This is a genomic window from Brevibacterium pityocampae, from assembly GCF_039541555.1.
Classification (GTDB): domain Bacteria; phylum Actinomycetota; class Actinomycetes; order Actinomycetales; family Brevibacteriaceae; genus Brevibacterium; species Brevibacterium pityocampae.
Genome location: NZ_BAABGL010000003.1, coordinates 97728 through 116030 on the forward strand (window position 1 = coordinate 97728; position 18303 = coordinate 116030).

The window sequence follows — 18303 nt, forward strand, 5'->3', positions numbered from 1 at the left end:
GGGCCGCGACGGGGCCGCGGCCGGGCCGCCCGGGGAGACCTGTAGCCTGGGGCGGTGGAGGAGATCGGTGCATGGGTGGCGGGCTTCGCCGGAACGCTCGCGGTGTACCCCATCGCCGCATTCGTCAATGCGATCGCCGGCATCGTCCCGCCGATCCCCTCGACGGCTCTGTTCGTGGGCCTCGGCGCGCTCAACGCCACGAACGGCGAGCCGTCCTTCCTGGGACTCGTCCTCGCGATGATCGCCGGTTCGATCGCCGGGGACCTCGTCCTCTATGCGGTCGCCTCCCGCTTCGACTTCCGGCGGTGGCCGCTCCTGTCCTCCCCCCGCGCGCAGCGCAGGCTCGACCGGATCGAGGACCGGCTCACCGACGAAGCGCTCGAGGTGCTCGTCATCTCCCGATTCATCCCCCTCGGGCGCACCGCCGTGTCGCTGCTCGCCGGCGCCGGCCGGATGCCGCTGCGCGACTTCACCGGTGCGTTGACGACTGCCTCGGTCCTCTGGGCCCTGTACTCCGTGGGCTTCGGCTGGGTCACCGCACGGTGGATCCCGGTCCCGACGATCGTCGCGGTGATCATCGCGATCGTGCTGTCGATCGTGCTCGGGTTCGCGATCTCGCGCCTCGGCGACTGGTGGATCGAGCGCCGCGCCGACGACTGAGCGCCGCGCCGCCTCACCACCCCGGTCAGGGCAGCGGGCCGGCCCGTACCGCGCCCACGGTCACGGCCTCGCCGACGGCTGGCCGCACCTCGGCGGACCCTTCCAGTGCATCGGACGCGCACCATCGAGCGCAGAACGATCACTGGTGTGTGAATACGCCACCGGCGGGGTGCGGACGGATCCGCACCCCGCCGGTGGCGGCGGTTCAGCGCTGCGTCAGGGGCGCAGGGCGTTCGCGTCGACGGGCACGCCCGGACCGTTGGTGGTCGAGATCGTGGCCTTCGAGATGTAGCGGCCCTTCGAGGAGGACGGCTTGAGACGGAGCACCTCTTCGAGCGCGGCGTCGAAGTTCTCCTGGAGCTTCTCCTGGTCGAACGACGCCTTGCCGATGATGAAGTGGAGGTTCGAGTGCTTGTCCACCCGGAACTCGATCTTTCCGCCCTTGATGTCCTGGACGGCCTTGGCCACGTCCATGGTCACCGTGCCGGTCTTGGGGTTCGGCATGAGGCCGCGGGGACCGAGCACCTTGCCCAGGCGTCCGACCTTGCCCATCATGTCCGGGGTGGCGACGGCCGCGTCGAACGCGGTGAACCCGCCGGCCACCTTCTCGAGCAGGTCATCGGAGCCGACGTAATCGGCACCTGCTTCACGGGCAGCCTCTGCACGGTCGCCGGCGGCGAACACCAGGACCGTGGCGGTCTTGCCGGTGCCGTGCGGGAGGTTGACGGTGCCGCGCACCATCTGGTCCGCCTTGCGCGGGTCGACGCCCAGGCGGAACGCGACCTCGACGGTCGCGTCGAACTTCGACACCGAGGTGTCCTTGGCCAGGGCGATCGCCTGTGCCGGATCGTAGAACGTGTCTGCCGCGATCTTCTCCGCGGCGGCCCTGTAGGCCTTCGAGCGCTGTGCCATCTGCTTCTCTCCTTGCAGTCGTGGTCCGGGCCGCGCAGGCCCTGCCACTGGTGGGGTCCGATCCGAGAGGATCAGGCCTTGATGTCGGTGGTGATGCCCATCGAACGAGCGGTGCCCGCGATGATCTTCGAGGCGGCCTCGATGTCGTTGGCGTTGAGGTCGGGCATCTTGGTCTCGGCGATCTCGCGCACCTGGTCGGCGCTCAGGTGAGCGACCTTGTCGGTGTGCGGGGTGGCCGAACCGGACTTGACGCCCGCAGCCTTCTTGATGAGCTCTGCGGCCGGCGGGGTCTTGGTGATGAAGGTGAACGAGCGATCCTCGTACACCGTGATCTCCACCGGGACCACGTTCCCGCGCTGGTTCTCCGTCGCGGCGTTGTACGCCTTGCAGAACTCCATGATGTTGACGCCGTGCTGACCAAGCGCCGGGCCGATCGGAGGCGCCGGGTTGGCGGCACCTGCCTGGATCTGGAGCTTGATCAGACCGGTGACCTTCTTCTTGGGAGGCATGTTTCGGTCCTTTTCTGTTTCGTCGGCCCCGCAGCCGAGTGCTGCAGGGCGGGTGATCGCCGAAGCCGATGAGAAACGGCAATCAAACCACACCATTGTTCCACGGAACGCCCGCCGGCGCGAATCCGCGCCTCCGGGTCCTGGAACGCGGCAGGCGCCCGGACCGTGCCGAGCGCCTGCCGCGGTGAGTGCTGTGGGGTGCTGATCAGATCTTGGCGACCTGCTCGAAGCCGAGCTCGACGGGCACGTCGCGCTCGAAGATCGAGAGCAGCACGGTGAGCTTCTGCGATTCGGGGCGGATCTCCTGCACGGTGGCGGGGTGGCCCTCGAAGGAGCCCTCCTTGACCATGACGGACTCGCCGACCTCGAACTCGACGGAGATCGGGGTGCCGGCCTGGGAGCCGCCGCCGGCGCCCGCCTCGGCCTGGGCCTTCGCCTGCTGCTCCTCGAACACCGGGGCGAGCATGGAGAACACCTCGTCGAGGCGCAGCGGGACCGGGTCGTAGGCGTTGCCGACGAATCCGGTGACGCCCGGGGTGTGGCGCACCACGCCCCAGCTCTCGTCGGTGAGGTCCATGCGGACGAGCACGTAGCCGGGGATCCGGACGCGGCGGATCTGCTTGCGCTGGCCGTTCTTGATCTCCACGACGTCTTCCATGGGGACCTGGATCTCGAAGATGTGCGCCTCCATGTCGAGGCTGACGATCCGGTTCTCGAGGTTGGCCTTCACCCGGTTCTCGTAGCCGGCGTAGGAGTGGATGACGTACCAGTCACCCTCTTTCATCCGCAGCTCGGCCTTGAACTCCTCGGCCGGGTCGACCTCGTCCTCGTCCGGGGCATCCGCGCCCTCGGACTCGGCGGCCTGTTCCTCACCGGCCTGCTCGCCGGTCTCGGCTGCGCCGTCGGCAGGTGCCTCGGTCGCATCGGCAGGGGCGTCCGCGGAATCGGCGGTCGCCTCGGCGGGGGCGTCCTGCACGGGATCGACGGGGTCGACGGTCTCAGCACCCTCGGTCGCGGCGTCGGCGGTCTCAGGGGTCTCTGCGGGGTCGACCGCGGCGGTCTGCTCCTCGGCAGGGGCCGCCTGCGGCTCGACTGCTTCGACGTTCTCGGTTTCCGGGGTGTTGTCCGACACCAGTTCTCCTTGTGAGTGAGTGGTTGGCGTGCGCCAGGGCTGCGCGGTCCGCGCGCTGTTGAGGTGCGGTGGGCGGCTCACCAGAGCGGCCAGAGGGGGCTTCCTGCGAAGACGGTCCCGGCGAGCTTGCCGAAGATGAAATCGAGTGCCGTCACCAGCAGCATCATCACGACGACGAAGGCGAGCACCACGAGGGTGTAGTTGATGAGTTCTTTGCGGGTCGGGGTGACGACCTTCTTGAGCTCGGCCACGACCTCGCGGAAGAATTGGAGCAGGCCGCCGAACAGCCCGCGCTTCTTCTGGTCCGCGGAGCGCTCTCTCCGAGCCCCCGAGGCCTCTGCAGGTGTGTCTGCCACGCATCCTCACTCGGTCGTCGTTGAAATGGTCCTGTGCCGCCGAGCCGGATCGTCGAACCGACCGGCGAAGCCTGAGCAGGGGTGACAGGACTCGAACCTGCAACCTACGGTTTTGGAGACCGTTGCGCTACCAATTGCGCCACACCCCTTCGGAGTGGAGGGGCACCCGCGTGAAGCGGAGGGCCCACCGCCAAGGCACGAGCATACAGTCTCCGCCGCCTCGCCGTCGAACCGGGCCGGTCCCGAGGCCGAGGCGCCCGCCGCCGGTCGGTCGCTGCCCGTCGGCACCCTCCTCACGGCCCGCCGTCCGCCTGCGCCCCGGCCTCGGGATCCTCGGCCGGCGCCCAGGGGCCGGGCCGGGGCACGGTCTCGCGGGCGGAGAAGGTCACCCCGGCATCCATGTCCACGGTGACGACCTGGAGATCGAGCGGCGCCCCGGTGTCCGCGTCGAAGCGGATGATGCTGAGCTCGGCGGGCATCTTGAGCGGGCCGGGGGTGAGAGCGTCGGCGAGCGCCCCACCGGTCGTCGAGCTGACGTAGCGGATGCCCCGCGCAAAGGGCTCGGGGCCGACCCGGCGGTGCCAGTGGCCGCTGAGCGCGAACGGCACGCACCCGGTCTCGAGCGCCGGCTGGGCGTGCCGGGGGTCGTGGATGAGGGTGATGTCGGCCTCGGCCCCGCACGCCTCGGCGGCCATCCGTGCGCCGAACTCCGCGGCGGTCTCCCCGGTCTCGAGCACCGGCTCGGAGACGCCGAACACCGTCCGCCGCGGGTCCGGACCGCCGTGGATCCGCAGCCCCGCGACCTCGACGGTGCCGTCGGCGAGCACCGTCCAGCCGGTGCTCGCCGCGTGCCGAGCGGTGTCGAGGGAGTCGTGGTTGCCCTTGATGAGGACGCGCGGCAGCCGGTCCGGCAGCTGGTGGGCGAGCGCGTCGACGCAGTAGTTCTCCGCCGGGGTGCCCGTCATGGTGATGTCGCCGCCGTCGAGGTAGAGGTCGGCCCCGGTGCGCACGACCACGTCCCCGACGACCCGGGCCATGCCGACGTTGCAGTGGAGGTCGGAGCCGAGCACCGCGGTGACGACCTCGCCGCTGTGTCCGCCGGTCCGCGGGTCCGGCGGCGGGACGAGCGCGGCGGCCGCCGACCAGCGGGCGTCGAACGGGCGCTCGGTCCAGGCGGTGTCGAGCGCGGCCAGCGCCTGGTCGTAGAACGCGTCGTTGTCCTCGATGAATCCGTCGACCAGCCCCACCGCCTCGTCGATCACCCCGGACAGCCGACCGGTGACCTCCGCCCCGGCGAGCGGGGTGCCGGCGAAGGCGGGGTTGGCGGTGATCGGCTGCGGGCGCTGGATCGGCACGAGGAGCACGGCGAGCAGGCACGCGAGCGCGGTGCCGGAGGCGAGTCCGATGGTGGTGCGGCGCCGCGAGCGCGGCGTGCTGCGGTCCGGCGGCCCGCGCATCACGACGACGACGCCGATGAGGGCGGCGAGCCCGAGCCCGGCCCCGGCCTCCCTGGCGAGGGCGTCGGCGGCGAGTCCCCGGGCGACGATCCGGAACTGCCCCTCGGGTGAGGAGAAGAACGTCGCGTATGCGGACACGTCCTCCCCGAGCGCGTCGAGGGTGGTGCCGCCGAGCGCGGACTCCGCCGGGATCTCGCCGACGTCGATGCGCGCGCCGAGGCCGAACGGGAGCAGCTCGGCCGCCGGCATCCGCACGCTGCCGAGCGCCCCGAGGTCGATCGTCACCGCAGCATCCGTGGTGAGCGAGTACTCGGCCATGTGCGGGCCGAAGTTCGCCTCGGTCCGGGCGGTGAGCACGGCCCACGGCGCGACGAGCAGCAGGCAGGCGAGGACGACCCCGAGGCCCGGCAGCACGCGGAACAGGGTGCGGGCGAGTGCGCGCGGCTCGTCGAATCGGTGCGTCCGCCGCCCCGGGCGCCCACCGGGAGGGGTCCGGGTGAGGAGAGGGCTCATGCGTCCAGGCTGCACCCGATGAGGTTGGGCTCCGGCTCCAGCGTGATCCCGTACGCCTCGCGCACTCCGGCGCGGATGTGCCGGGCGAGCTCGAGGATGTCCGCGGCGCGGGCATCGCCGCGGTTGGTGAGGGCGAGCGTGTGCTTCTGCGACAGGGTGGACCGCTCCCCCAGCCCGAATCCGCGGCCGAACCCGGCCCGGTCGATGAGCCATGCCGCCGAGGTCTTGACCAGGCGCGGGTCGCGGGCGCCGGTCACCGGGTCGGTGACGGGGTACACGGGGGCCTCGGCGGGGAGTGCGGCGTCGGCCGGCAGGATCGGATTGGTGAAGAAGGAGCCGGCGGACCAGGTGTCGTGGTCGGCGTCGTCGAGCACCATGCCCTTGGAGGCGCGCAGCGCGAGGACCGCCTCGCGCACCTCGCGGGTGTCGACCTGCTCACCGAGGTCGACCTCGAGCGCGCGGGCGAGCTGCGTGTAGCGCACCGGGGCGGACAGCCGGGACACGCCGAGCCGGAAGGTCACGGCGAGCACGACGAACTGCACCGCCCCGGTGTTCGCCGCGGTGCGCTTGAGGCGCGAGGTGCGATAGCCGAACTCGAGGTCGGTGCGGTCGAGGCGCAGCTCGTCGCCGCTCATCCGGTCGAACACGAGCACCGATTCGATCGACTCGGCGACCTCCGCCCCGTAGGCGCCGACGTTCTGCACCGGGGTGGCGCCGACGGTGCCGGGGATCCCGGAGAGCGCCTCGAGACCGGTGAGGCCCCGAGCGAGGGTGTCGGCGACGAACGCGTCCCAGTTCTCGCCCGCCTCGACGGTGAGGAGCCGTTCGTCGGGGGTGACCTCGTGCATCTGCACCCCGGTGGAGCGGATGAGGCAGACGGGTCCGGAGAACCCCGCGTCGCCGATGAGGAGGTTCGAGCCGCCGGCGACGAACAGCACGTCCGGGCGCGGCCCGCCGGCCTGCAGCGGGTGGGCGGCGCAGAACTCGGCCAGCGCGCCCCGGGTGGGCGCCTCGGTGACGGTGTCGGCCGGCCCACCCACGCGGAAGGTCGTGAGCTCGGCGAGGTTCACGAGAGGCGGACCTTGACCTGGGTCCGGCCGAGCACCTTCGTGCCGCCGGAGGTCACCTCGACGTCGAGGTGGGCGATGCCGGCCTCGGTGTCGACGGCGCCGACGGAGGCCGTCATCTCCAGCGAGGTCGTCGGGGTGTCCGGCGCGCCGGATTCCGCATCGGGCACGACGACCGGGGAGGTGAACCGGGTGCGGTAGTCGACGATGGCACCGGGGTCCACCGCCCATTCGGCGATCCGGGAGACCACGGAGCCCATGGTGAGCATGCCGTGGGCGATGACGTTCTCGAGGCCGACCTCGCGGGCGAAGCGCTCGTTCCAGTGGATGTGGTTGTAGTCGCCCGAGGCGCCGGCGTAGCGGACGAGGTCCGCGCGGGACAGCGGGATGCTCGCGGTGACGACGGTGCGCCCGACCTGGAGGTCGGCGAGCTTGGGGGCGATGTCGGACGGCGAGGGGCGGTACTCCTCGCGCGGGACTCCGGTGGGCTGGTCGCTCATGCGTCCTCTCCTCTCACGACGATGGTCGAGACCACGGTGGCGACGGGTTCGTCGCCGTCCGCGGTGGTGAGCTCGGTGCGGGTGGTGATCATCGCGTGGCCGCCGGCCTCGCGGATGCCGTCGACGTGGCAGGTCGCCGCGAGCACGTCCCCGGCGACGATCGGACGGGTGTAGGTGAACTGCTCCGAGCCGTGGACCACCCGGGCGAAGTCGATGCCGGCGTCGGGCCGGGTGATGTAGAGAGCCTCGGTGCGCTGGGCGGGGATCACCGCGAAGGTGGGCGGGGCGACGACGTCGGAGTAGCCGAACTGGGCCGCGGACTCCGGATCGAAGTGGGACCGGCTGTTCGCACCGGTGGCGCGGGCGAACTGGGCGATCGCCTCGCGGGTGACCTCGAACGGCTGCGCGAGCGGATAGCTCGAGCCCTGCAGCTCCGTGTTCACTGCCATGCTGCTCCTCCTGGGGGTCTGGCCCGCCGCGCCGGGCAGGTGCGCCCTGCCGGCCGACGGTGTCGGTCCTGGCAGTCTATCGGCGGACGGCCCCGCCTTCATGCCGGACGGGTCCGGGATGGTGCGAGCCGCGTCACTCCGCGGCGCCGCAGCTCGGCGTGGAGTCCGATCAGCCGGAGCGGCGCGGGCCCACCTGCATGATCGCGACGGCGTAGTCGGCGAGGTCGGCGGCGGCGGTCTCCGGGCTTACCGGGCCGCTCGGGTCGTACCACTGGGCGAGGGAGGTGCACATGTTCGCCACGACGCGGCAGGCGATCTTGAGGTCGGGGACGGAGAACACGCCCGATTCCACCCCGGCCGCGGCCTCCTCGTCGATGACGTGCTGGACGGACCGGCGCAGCTCGGCGATCCGGGTGCGGTGCGGCTCCTCGACGCTGCGCATCTCGCTCGCACCGATGAACGCCTTGCTCCGCGCGGTCGCATGGTAGTAGGCGAGCGCCTCGACGACGGCGGCGAAGCGCTCCTCCGGCGGGCGGTCCGCGACCTTCGCACGCACCCCGTCCACACCCTCGATGAGGTTCGACATCGTCGTGTCGAGGATCGCGACGAGCATCTGCTGCTTGCTCTCGTAGTAGTGGTAGACGCCGGCGACGCTCACCCCGGCCTCCTGCGCGATCTGCCGCATCGAGGTGCCGTGGTAGCCCCAGCGGTTGAAGCAGGTGATGGCGGCCTCGAGCACCTTGGGCAGGGTGTCGTCGTGCCTGCTGCTCGTGCGGGATCCGCCGCCGGCGGACACGGCGGAGCCGGAGACCAGGGCGTCGAGCTCGATGTCGAGGGCCGCGGCGATGTCGGTGAGCCGGTCGACGGTGATGGACACCTTGTCGCGCTCGATGAGGGACAGCGTCGCCGGGCTCACCCCGATCCGCGTGCTCACCTGTTCGAGGGTCAGGCCGGCGGTGTTGCGCGCCGCCCGGACGCGTCGCCCGAGCTCGCCGCTGTCCGCCGGAGCCGCAGTGTCTTTAGTCATGCTAAAAACCCTAACACCTCGTCATCGATCGACGGGTGATGTTCCCTCACTCGTGACGCTACGATCGGGAGCACGCGGCACCGACTGTTCGTTCGGTGCCACGATCGTCGAAGCTGACCGAGAGAAGTCGATCGAGAAAGGCAGTGCCGCCATGACGGATCCGCAGGACATCGCCGAGCTGCTCGCCGGCTCACCGCAGAACTGGGGACGGTGGGGCACCGACGACGAGGTCGGCGCACTCAACCACCTCGATGCCGCGCAGGTGCTGCGCGGCGTGGCAGCTGTGCGCAGCGGCCGCGTCTGCACCCTGCAGCGCCTCATCGGCGACCCGGCAGGCGACCCGGTGTGGCCCGGCCGCAAGCAGGCGAGCCGACGCATGCATCTCGACGAGTCGACCTATGAGGCGGGGTTCCCGGAGATGCCGGGCGGGGCGCACAGCTCCGACGACTCGATCAGGATGTCTCTCCAGGGCTCGACCCAGTACGATGCGCTCGGCCATGTCTGGCACGACGGGCGGATCTGGAACGATCGACCGGCCTCGTCCACGATCGGGGAGATGCGTTTCGCCGGGGTCGACCCGATCGCACGGCGGGGTGTCGTGGGGCGCGGCGTGCTCCTCGACCTCGCCGGGCACCTCGGCGTCGAAGCGGTCCCGGCCGGTACCGCATTCGGACTCGAGGACCTGCTCGCCTGCGCCGAGGCGCAGGGCCTGACGATCGAGGAGCACGACGTCCTCCTGCTCCGGACGAACCACCTCGCGCTGTTCGAGGCGGACCGGGAGGGGTTCTACGACGACTTCTGCGAGCCGGGCCTCGTCTACTCCCCCGAGCTCGTCGCCTGGTTCGCGGAACGGGGCGTCCCCAATCTCGTCACCGACACGATCGGCAACGAGATCACCGTGGATCCGCACACCGGGTTCTCCCTCACTCTCCACAACGCGCTCATGCGCAACCTCGGGGTGGTGTTCACGGAGCTCTGCGATTTCACCGACCTCGTCGCCGCGTGCCGGGAGCTCGAGCAGTGGGACTTCCTCTACGCCGCGGCCCCGCTGCGCGTGCACGGCGCGACCGGTGCCCCGGTGAATCCGCTGGCGGTGCTCTGATGAAGCCGTTCTCCACCCCGATCGATTCGCCCTACGGCACCGTCGGCGAGATGTGGCGGGCCGCCGTGGACGAGGCCGGCGATCGACCGTTCATCCACAGCTTCGACGCCTCGTGGACGTTCGCGGAGGTCGACGATCGCGCACGGAAGCTCGCCGCCGCGCTGGGGCGCGCGGGAGTCGGGCGCGGTGACCGGGTCGCGCTGTACACGCAGAACGATCCGATCTTCGTCATCGGTCTCGTCGCGGCGTTCGAGCTCGGCGCGATCGCCGTCCCGATCAACCCGATGAACACGGCCCGCGAGCTGCGGTACCAGCTCGAGAACTCCGGTGCGCGCGCCCTGGTGACGATCCCCGAGCTGCACCGCGCGGTGGCCCAGGACGTCGTCGGCGACACCGCGGTCGCGCTCACCGTGATCGGCGATCACACGAAGTGGTCGCAGCAGGGCGAGGACGTCGAGGTCGTCGCCGTCCGGGCCGAGGACGGGCTCGGACCGGACGTCGTGGCGGCCGGATCGATCTTCTCGCAGGAACCGCCTGCGGAGCTCGCGCCGCCTGAGGTCTCCACCGACGACATCGCAATCCTGACGTACACCTCCGGGACGACCGGCAAGCCGAAGGGTGCGCAGAACACTCATCGGAACCTCGTGTTCAACGCCGAGAGCTACCTCGAGATCACCGGGCTCGAGCCCGGGCAGCCGGTGCTCGGGATCGCTCCGCTGTTCCACATCACGGGGATGGTCGGGCACATCATGGTCGCCATCCGCGCCCGCAGCCCGATCGTCCTGAGCCACCGGTTCCACCCCGAGGTCATGCTCCGGTCGATCCGCACCTGGCGACCGGTCTTCGCCGTCGGCGCGATCACCGCGCTCATGGCGCTGGCCGACAGCCCGGCCCGGGAGGACGGCGACTTCGACTCCCTCATCACGATCTTCTCCGGAGGGGCCCCGATCGCCCCGGTGCTCGCGGACCGTCTCGAGGAGATCTTCGGGGCCTACGTCCACAACATCTACGGGATGAGCGAGACGGCGTCCCCGACGCACAGCGTCCCGCGGGGGCAGAAGGCACCCGTCGACCCCACCTCGGGAGCCCTGTCCGTCGGTCAGCCGATCTACCGCACCCGGTCCCGGATCGTCGACGAGACCGGGGAGGAGTGCGCGACGGGATCCTACGGCGAGATCCTCAGCGCCGGGCCCCAGATCACCTCCGGCTACTGGGAGAATCCGGATGCGACGGAGCAGGCCTTCGACGGGGAGTTCCTGCGCACCGGGGACGTCGGCTTCGTCGACGAGGACGGCTGGTTCTACCTCGTCGACCGGAAGAAGGACATGATCAACGCCTCGGGGTACAAGGTGTGGCCCCGGGAGGTCGAGGACGTCCTCTACGGCCATCCGGCCGTCAGCGAGGCCGCCGTGGTCGGCGTCCCCGACCCGTACCGCGGAGAGACCGTCAAGGCCTTCGTCACCCTGAAGGCCGGCCACTCCACGGATGCGGACGAGCTCATCGAGCACTGCAGGTCGAACATGGCGGCGTACAAGTACCCGCGCCAGGTGGAGATCAGGGAGGAGATGCCCAAGACGGCCACCGGCAAGATCCTCCGGCGACAGCTGCGGGAGTGATCCGCCGCCCCACCCGTCCGAGGCGCCGATGCGCTGACAGGGGGCGCCCCCTCGACTCATCCTGCGCCGGCACCCGGCCGCGGACGCGCTCAGGCGTCGACGCCCTTGGGCGCCTTCGTCTTCATGAACCCGAACAGGTAGCCGGCGACCCGGCGGAGCTGGATCTCGTCGGAGCCTTCGGTGATGCGGTAGCGGCGGTGGTGGCGGTAGATGTGCTCGAAGGGCTTCTTCCGCGAGTACCCCATGCCGCCGTGCACCTGGATCGCCCGGTCGGCGGCCTCGCAGCACAGCCGGTTGGCGAGGTAGTTCGCCATCGACACCCGGTCGGAGACCGAGAACGCGCCGTCGGTGTCCATGAGCCACGCGGTCTCGCGGATGAACGACCGCAGCGAGGACGCCCGGGCGTGGAGCTCGGCGAGCGGGAACTGGATCGCCTGGTTCGAGGCCAGCGGCTTGCCGAACGGGGCCCGCTCCTGGGCATACTGCACCGACTCCTCGATGCAGTACGTCGCCGCGCCCAGGCTCGAGGCGGCCTGCCGGATCCGGTTCTCGTTGAAGAAGTGCTGCACGATCTGCAGCCCGCGGCCCTCCTCGCCGAGGATGTCGGCGTCGCCCACCTCGACATCGGTGAGACGGATGTGGGCGTGGTCGGAGGGCATGTTGAAGGTCCACACGTATTCGAGCACCTCGAAGCCGGGCGCGTCGGTGGGCACGAGGAACGCGGTGATGCCGCGGGCGTCGCCGGGCTCACCGCTCGTGCGGGCGAAGATGATGTCGCGCTCGGCGGTGTGGACTCCGGTGTTCCACATCTTCTCCCCGCTGATGCGCCAGCCGTCGGCGGTGCGGGTCGCAGTGGTCTCCATGTGGGTGGCGTCGGACCCGTGGTCGGGCTCGGTGATGCCGAAGGCCAGATGGCGACTGCCGTCGGCGAGGCCGGCGTTCCACTCCGCCTGCTGCTCCGGCGAGCCGTAGGCGTGCATGAGGAGAAGCCCCACGTTGTTGCCGATGATGCAGTGCTCGTTCTGCAGGTCGCAGTGGAGCCCGAGGCCCTTGGCGGCGAGGAAGTCGCGGAGCACCGCCATGTCGTAGTTCGTGCCGCCGGAGCCGCCGGCGTCCTTCGGCAGGTGATAGCGGTAGAAGCCGGCCTCGTCGGCCAGTCGCCGCGCGGTGCCGAGGAGGTCCTCCCAGTCGGTGCGCGGGATGCCGCCCCGGTCCCAGTCGGTGCGCGCCCATTCCCGGCGGTGGTCGAAGAACCGGATGTTGTCGTCGGTCTGCTCGAGCTGGCGCAGCGTGGTCTCGATGAAGGTGTCGAGCTCTCCCATGAGCGTCGTCAGGTGGTCGGGCAGGCGGTAGTCCATGTCAGGTCTCCTGGAGGTGAGCGGGGTTGGAAGTGCGCAGGCGCCAGCGGGTGGCGGTGTCGAGGACGGGGATCAGGGCGGCGAGATCGGCAGGGTCCGCACCCTCCCGGATCAGCTGGGCGAGTCCGTGCTCGCCGGCGACGCCGAGACGTGCCAGGCCGGCGGAGACCTCGGCCAGCGCCGCGGGCTCGAGGCTGCGCTGCCGGCGCACGAGGTCGACGACGTTGCGTGCCACCCGGCCGCGGAACGCGGTGACGGAGCCGTCGCCAGCGACGACGTCGCGGGTGAGCCAGCGGGACAGCGCGCCGAGGAGCTCGTCGGCGGTGGGCGCGGAGAACAGGTCATCGGCGGTGAGCGCCGGGCCGCTCGGCGCGGCGTGCGCCCCGTGAGCGGCGTCCGCGGTGACGGCCGGGGCCGGCCCCCCGGATCCGGTCGGGATGGACTCCGCTGCTGGGTGCGCCTCGGGAGCGGGAGCGAGGTGATCGGCGAAGAGGAGGCGGAGGAGGTCGTGCTCCTGCTCGGCACAGCGCCGGCCGATCGCGAGCAGCTCGAGCTCGTTGGGGTGCTCCTCATGGGCGCGCTGCATCTGCCGCAGCGTGCCGATCGCCCACCACAGGGTGGCGCGGGCCTGCCACCAGCGGACCGCGGCGGTGTCGGGGCGGCGACCGGATGCCTCGGCGTAGGCGTCGAGGAAGGCATCGAGGTCGCCGAGGCCGGCGACCTCTCCGGGTCCGCCGAACCGCCAGGCCCGCATGCAGAGGTAGCCGAGGTCCTCGTCCGGATCGCCGAGGTGGGCGAGCTCCCAGTCGAGGACCGCGGCGAGTCCGGACTCGTCGACCATGAGGTTCCCGAGCCGGAAGTCGCCGTGGACCAGGGATTCGCCCCCGGCCGGGGGCCGGGTCTCCGCGAGCCGGCGCAGCGAGACCTCGATGACGGGGCGGACGATGCCGATCTCCCGGTAGTCCGCGGCGAGCCGTTCGACGGGATCGCTCAGGCGGGTCAGCTCAGCCCGGGCGACTGCGGCCGGGTCGATCGCGTGGATCCGGGCTGCGGCGCGGGCGAGGTCGTCGGGCAGCGCGGTGCGGGCGGCGGCGAACCGCTCGTCGCGGAGGATCCGACGGGCGATCGCCTCCCCGGTGACGTGCTCGAGGAGGAGGGCCGGCGTGCCGATGAGCTCTCCGGCGGTGTCGTCGTGGATCAGGCGCGCGCAGGGCACCTCGGCGTGGCCGGCGGCGGCGAGCACGGCCGCCTCGGCGGCGTTCGCCTCCGGCGCCTCGTTCCCGCGGTGGTCCGCCCGGAGCACGCAGGTGAGGGTGCCGTCGGCGGTGCGTGCGTCGAACCGGAGGATCTCCCGGCTCGCTCCCCCGGCCAGTGTGCTCACCGCGACCTCGTGGACCGGGGTGCCGAGGATCCGGGACAGGGCGCGGGCGAGGTGCGTGCTGGCAGTCGGCCGGCTGCTGTCCGCCTGCGGCGGGTGGGCTGCGGTCGGGCCGTCGGCTCCCATCGCGTCTCCTCCTCGAGATCGATGCGCTGCGGTGCACCTCCGCGTCGGATTCAATCCACCGAGCGAACGTTCAGGATAGTGACTTTAGTCTGCCCGGACGACGGCGCGAGGTCAAGAGGGGACGACGAAGGCCCATCGGCATGATGCCGATGGGCCTTCTGTTCTGTAGCGGGAGCGGGACTCGATCCCGCGACCTCACGATTATGAGTCGTGCGCTCTAACCAGCTGAGCTACCCCGCCCCGGCACGAATCGTGATTCGTACGAGAGCCCCAAAAGGGAATCGAACCCTTGACCTTTTCCTTACCATGGAAACGCTCTGCCGACTGAGCTATTGGGGCAACGAGAAGATACTCTACACACCCGCTTCCGTGAACGCAAAATCGGCTGAACCGGGGTCTCGCACCGCGATCCGGAGGCCCGGATGCACCGTATTCGCACCGGCTCAGCGCATGGCGCGGGAGCGGATGACCTCCTCGACGAGGTCGGCCTCGGTCGCACCGTAGAGGGTGCGCGCCCACACCGTGTCGCGGTCCGGGTAGGGGGCGCCGTCCACGCGCAGCCACTGGAGCGGGTGGCCGCGGCGCTGCTCGAGCGCACACTTGGCGCACATCGGCACGGTGAGTCCGCGACCGCCGCCGGCGGTGACCTTCCCCACCTTGTGCGCCTCGCCGTGGCGCGGGTTCACCGTGCACGGCCCGCGCAGCGGCCGGCCGCCGGTGAGCCGCGCCGAGCGCTGGCGCTCGACCGATTCGAGAGACCGCTCTGCGATGTCGAACAGGACGAGCGAGCCCACGAGGTCGTCCTCGGCCGCGGATTCGTCCTCGGCGATGCGCCGTGCCAGGCCGAAGGCGTCGAGCCCGCGTTGCACGGTCGCCGACTGCTCGGCGCTGAGCCCCTCCGTCTGCAGCGCTTCGAGCTTCTCCGCGATCCGCAGCGCGTCCTGGCCGAGCACGCGACGCATCCTGCTGCGGTCGGAGTCCCTGGCCGCGGCCATGACGCTGTCGGGGATCCGGTACTTGCGGGTGCGCACCGGACGCCTCCGGGCGAGGAACCAGACCCCGCCCACGAGCCCGACGAGCACCACCCCGGCGATGACGGCGGAGCGCACCGGGTGGTAGGTGATCGCCTGGCGGATCCGGTCCGACAGCGGCGGCTCGTACTCCTCGTACTGCGGGTCAGCCAGCCGATCGAGCACATCGTTGAGCCATTCGACGCTCGACACCCGAGAGTCGGGATCGTGATGCCATCGGTCGAACTGCTGCTCGACGGCCAGATGCGCGTCGAGGTCCGCGAGTTCGACGGTGTGCCGGAGGATCCCGTCGGCGGGCACGACGATGAAGGCGCCCTCGCCGCCGTGCGCCTGCGCGATGAGCATGGGAAGGTCGCGGGAATCGGCGTAATCGGTCACCCCGAGCAGAACGAGATAGGTCGGGTGCTCGGTCGCGGCGACCTTCTCCTCGAACACGTCCAGGGTGGCCTGCGGATAGCGATCCGCCGCGGCCTCATCGACGTAGAGCGGGGATTCGTCGAGTTCCGCGGCGATCCGCACCGCGGCCTCGAGTGTCGTCTCGGTGCCCTCGAAGAGCTCTTCGACCCTCTCCGCATCGGTCGGCTCGGGGGCTCCGGAATCCTCGGCCGTGCCCTCCGCCGCTTCCGCGCTCCCCGCGGAAGCGACCACTGCGGCACGGTCCGGGGCCTCCACCGCCGCCGCGAGCACAGGGCCGCCTCCGAGCAGTGCTCCGGTCAGCACCGCGGCTGCAAGCAAGCGTCCCACCGGATCCTCACTTCCTTCTCGTGTTGTCGAGGTATGCGCGGCCGAACACCAGACCGCCGATGATGAGCAGGACGAGCGCGACGGCGCCGGAGCTGATCACCGAGGTCCGCACCCGGTCGAAGTACTCCGGGGTACCCGGGAACGGCCCCGGTTCGTATTCCTCGGCCTGATAGTCGTAGAAGTTCCGGTGCTCGGTCTCCGGGTCCCGCGTCTCCGACCACCCGATGCCGGGCAGCGCAGTGATGTACTCCTTCACCACGTCGCGCACCGGCAGGTCGGCGGTGCGTTCACGGAGCTCGGCCTCCCCGCCGTCGTAGCGCGGGATCGCCTCGTAGCGGCTGAGCTGCACGAAGCCGCTGCTCGCGATCACGAGGGTGGTGTCCTCCGGGATCCGGTCGTGCAGTGCGAGCTCGAAGCCTGTGGACCCGCCGCGGTACGCGTCGGTGCTCTCGAAGTCGATCACCACGACGGCGACCGGGTCCTCGGCTTCGGCGACGAGGCGGGCGAAGCGCTCTTCGTCCTCGGGAGCGTACCCGAGCCGCTGGGTGGGATCGATGTACACACCGTCCTCCTCGACGGCCCGGGCCGCGGCATCGACCCGTGTCGTGTCGACCTCGCCCTCGAGGGCGACGAGCGGCAGGTGGGCCGGCGAGGCGACGGAAGCGATGCCCGCACGCCGATTCTGCTCGTACAGGCACCCGAGCCCCGTGACGAGAACCGGGATGACGAGCGAGACGGCTGTGATGTGGATCCACGCAGGCAGCCAGGGACGCACCGGTGCGCTCCTCGGAGCCGTCTTGCGACCGCCTGTTCGATGACCCTTCCGGGCACGATCCTGTTCGTCGGCCGCGCTCAGCGCCGCCTCGAACTCGGACGGGCTCTCGAACAATCCCGGCGAGGGCTCCCAGCCCTCGGACGCCGAGGCGAGCGCCGTGCTCAGCGGACCGAACGCGCCGAAGCCGCTGAGCGCGAACGGCGAATCCTCGTCCTGCCAGTAGGGACGGCCCTGCGCGATTCCCCTGTCCGAGAGGAAGTCGGGCGCCTCCCCGGCCGCGAGCTCCTGGGCGATGACGGTCGAGACCGGCACCTCGATGTCGCCGCCGAAGCCGTCCCAGGTCCGCCGCTCCTGGGCCTCGAGGTGCGGGAGGAAGAAACACCGCTCACGACGGCGCCCGCGCGCCTCGTCGTCGAGGACCGTCCATGCGGTCCATACGAGCGGGTTGGTCGTGTCGCCCGGTGCGGGCAGCCGGTCGACGGCCGCGCCGAGATCGCCCGGCAGCGGCTCGCGCCGGCGCAAGCTCAGGCGTGCTCCGATGGCGCGGTCACGCATCCGATTGAGGTCGCGCAGCTGCTCGACGGAGTCCGCCGCCGCGCGGGCGCGCCGCTTCTCCCGGCGCCCGAACAGCAGGGAGCCGAGGACCTCGGCGCCGGAGCGGATCATCCCGCCGAGCACGAGGTAGCCGGCACCGAGGAGTCCGCCCACCCCGATGAGCACGATGGTGTGGAAGACGGGGAACAGCGGAACCCGATCGACGGCGGCGTGCTCGGGTCGCACATCCTGGGCCGCGGAGGTCAGCCTCTCAATGTCGTTCGCAGCGGGGTCCTCTGCGTGATCGAGCCCGGTGCGGATCGCGTAGTGGATCGCCGGGCCCGGAACCTCCGCATTGAGCTCGGGGACCCTCTCCTTCGTGAGAGAGCGGGTGAGGACCCCCTCGGAGAATCCCATCGTGTAGAGCTCAGCATCCGAGTTCCACAGGACGTAGTAGGCGGTCTCGATGGCACGCGCTTCGGAGTCGGCGAGGAGGATCTCCTCGAGCATCCGTTCCGACGTGTCCCCACTGAGTTGCTCTCCGGTGCGATCGCGGGACGGGAAGCGATTCATCAGCCCGATGTACACCGGGGGGACATCTGATTCGAGCTCGGCGAGCGCATCGTCGACGATCCCGCGCTGCCTCTCGTCCCAGAACGCAGCGGTGGCGCTGTCGGTGAAAACTTCGCCGTCGTCCCAGGCCTCCCCCATGCGCTCGACGTAGCCGTCGATGTACCACTGCCGGGCGGACTCAGCGAGCTCGGTCTCATCCGAGGCGCCGGCGGCCTGTTCGTCGGGTCCCTCGTCCGGGGCGGGTGTCCGGCTCGGGGCGGGCGCCTCGGCGGTGGGGGCCGGGGCTGCGACGGTCGGCGTCACGGGCACGGCGGAGATGACGGATCCGGCCCCGAGGACGGCGCACGCAGCCGTCACGAGGAGCCTCCGGAGCACCGGGGCACGGCGCGCGCCGCGGTGGGCGGGCTCCACGGAGGACAGCGGTCGGATGAGCATACTGAGCACTCTATGACGCGGGGCGGTCCATGGCCGGGCCGGGGTGTTC

General features: G+C 71.0%; 16 protein-coding genes and 3 tRNA genes. 3 read left to right on the forward strand and 16 right to left on the reverse strand.

Translation table 11 applies throughout. The annotated features are described in order from the left end of the window. Positions 1 to 54: 54 nt before the first annotated feature. Positions 55 to 660: a DedA family protein gene (locus ABD883_RS03745; protein ID WP_137317991.1), complete on the forward strand. Its 606-nt coding sequence runs from the start codon at positions 55 to 57 to the stop codon at positions 658 to 660. 216 nt (positions 661 to 876) lie between these two features. Here ABD883_RS03745 and rplA read toward each other — a convergent pair whose 3' ends face one another. From rplA to ABD883_RS03795, 10 genes are all read right to left on the reverse strand, one after another. Beyond that, entirely contained in the window at positions 877 to 1572 is a 696-nt protein-coding gene (gene rplA / locus ABD883_RS03750; RefSeq protein WP_137317992.1) for a 50S ribosomal protein L1, read from the reverse strand. 71 nt (positions 1573 to 1643) lie between these two features. Continuing rightward, positions 1644 to 2081, reverse strand: coding sequence for a 50S ribosomal protein L11 (rplK, locus tag ABD883_RS03755; protein ID WP_137317993.1), 438 nt, complete (start codon positions 2079 to 2081; stop codon positions 1644 to 1646). Positions 2082 to 2286: 205 nt separating this feature from the next. Continuing rightward, the gene (nusG, locus tag ABD883_RS03760; RefSeq protein WP_425548415.1) at positions 2287 to 3213 is read right to left on the reverse strand and encodes a transcription termination/antitermination protein NusG; all 927 of its coding nucleotides are present in this window, start codon (positions 3211 to 3213) and stop codon (positions 2287 to 2289) included. Positions 3214 to 3290: 77 nt separating this feature from the next. Next, positions 3291 to 3569, reverse strand: coding sequence for a preprotein translocase subunit SecE (gene secE, locus ABD883_RS03765; protein ID WP_137317994.1), 279 nt, complete (start codon positions 3567 to 3569; stop codon positions 3291 to 3293). A 76-nt stretch (positions 3570 to 3645) separates the two neighbouring features. Next, a tRNA-Trp gene (locus tag ABD883_RS03770) sits at positions 3646 to 3718 on the reverse strand. Between the two features lie 144 nt (positions 3719 to 3862). After that, positions 3863 to 5539 (reverse strand): metallophosphoesterase family protein, encoded by a 1677-nt coding sequence (locus ABD883_RS03775; protein ID WP_295689788.1) that lies wholly within the window; start codon positions 5537 to 5539, stop codon positions 3863 to 3865. Further along, positions 5536 to 6609 (reverse strand): UDP-N-acetylmuramate dehydrogenase, encoded by a 1074-nt coding sequence (locus tag ABD883_RS03780; protein WP_217494873.1) that lies wholly within the window; start codon positions 6607 to 6609, stop codon positions 5536 to 5538. The genes ABD883_RS03775 and ABD883_RS03780 overlap by 4 nt, the downstream gene beginning before the upstream one ends. Then, positions 6606 to 7106 (reverse strand): MaoC/PaaZ C-terminal domain-containing protein, encoded by a 501-nt coding sequence (locus ABD883_RS03785; protein WP_345029945.1) that lies wholly within the window; start codon positions 7104 to 7106, stop codon positions 6606 to 6608. Before ABD883_RS03785 ends, ABD883_RS03780 begins: the two co-directional genes overlap by 4 nt. Next, positions 7103 to 7555, reverse strand: a complete 453-nt coding sequence (locus tag ABD883_RS03790; RefSeq protein ID WP_137317998.1) for an FAS1-like dehydratase domain-containing protein — start codon at positions 7553 to 7555, stop codon at positions 7103 to 7105. Before ABD883_RS03790 ends, ABD883_RS03785 begins: the two co-directional genes overlap by 4 nt. 169 nt (positions 7556 to 7724) lie before the next feature. After that, positions 7725 to 8582, reverse strand: a complete 858-nt coding sequence (locus ABD883_RS03795) for a TetR-type transcription factor C-terminal domain-containing protein (protein WP_345029949.1) — start codon at positions 8580 to 8582, stop codon at positions 7725 to 7727. 151 nt (positions 8583 to 8733) lie between these two features. Here ABD883_RS03795 and ABD883_RS03800 point away from each other — a divergent pair, with 151 nt between their 5' ends. Continuing rightward, entirely contained in the window at positions 8734 to 9684 is a 951-nt protein-coding gene (locus ABD883_RS03800) for a cyclase family protein (protein ID WP_345029952.1), read from the forward strand. After that, positions 9684 to 11300: a class I adenylate-forming enzyme family protein gene (locus ABD883_RS03805; RefSeq protein WP_345029954.1), complete on the forward strand. Its 1617-nt coding sequence runs from the start codon at positions 9684 to 9686 to the stop codon at positions 11298 to 11300. Before ABD883_RS03800 ends, ABD883_RS03805 begins: the two co-directional genes overlap by 1 nt. Before the next feature lie 89 nt (positions 11301 to 11389). Here ABD883_RS03805 and ABD883_RS03810 read toward each other — a convergent pair whose 3' ends face one another. The 6 genes from ABD883_RS03810 to ABD883_RS03835 all read right to left on the reverse strand — a co-directional run bounded on the left by ABD883_RS03810 (position 11390) and on the right by ABD883_RS03835 (position 18254). Next, positions 11390 to 12658, reverse strand: coding sequence for an acyl-CoA dehydrogenase family protein (locus ABD883_RS03810; protein ID WP_345029956.1), 1269 nt, complete (start codon positions 12656 to 12658; stop codon positions 11390 to 11392). A gap of 1 nt (position 12659) precedes the next feature. Next, on the reverse strand, positions 12660 to 14162 hold the full coding sequence (locus ABD883_RS03815) for a phosphotransferase (RefSeq protein ID WP_345029958.1): 1503 nt from the start codon (positions 14160 to 14162) through the stop codon (positions 12660 to 12662). Between the two features lie 166 nt (positions 14163 to 14328). After that, a tRNA-Met gene (locus ABD883_RS03820) sits at positions 14329 to 14402 on the reverse strand. Positions 14403 to 14428: 26 nt separating this feature from the next. Then, a tRNA-Thr gene (locus ABD883_RS03825) sits at positions 14429 to 14501 on the reverse strand. A gap of 104 nt (positions 14502 to 14605) precedes the next feature. Then, a complete protein-coding gene (locus tag ABD883_RS03830) occupies positions 14606 to 15937 on the reverse strand; it encodes a hypothetical protein (protein ID WP_247618291.1) in 1332 nt (443 codons plus the stop codon). A gap of 7 nt (positions 15938 to 15944) precedes the next feature. Further along, entirely contained in the window at positions 15945 to 18254 is a 2310-nt protein-coding gene (locus ABD883_RS03835; protein ID WP_345029962.1) for a hypothetical protein, read from the reverse strand. Positions 18255 to 18303 lie beyond the last annotated feature (49 nt).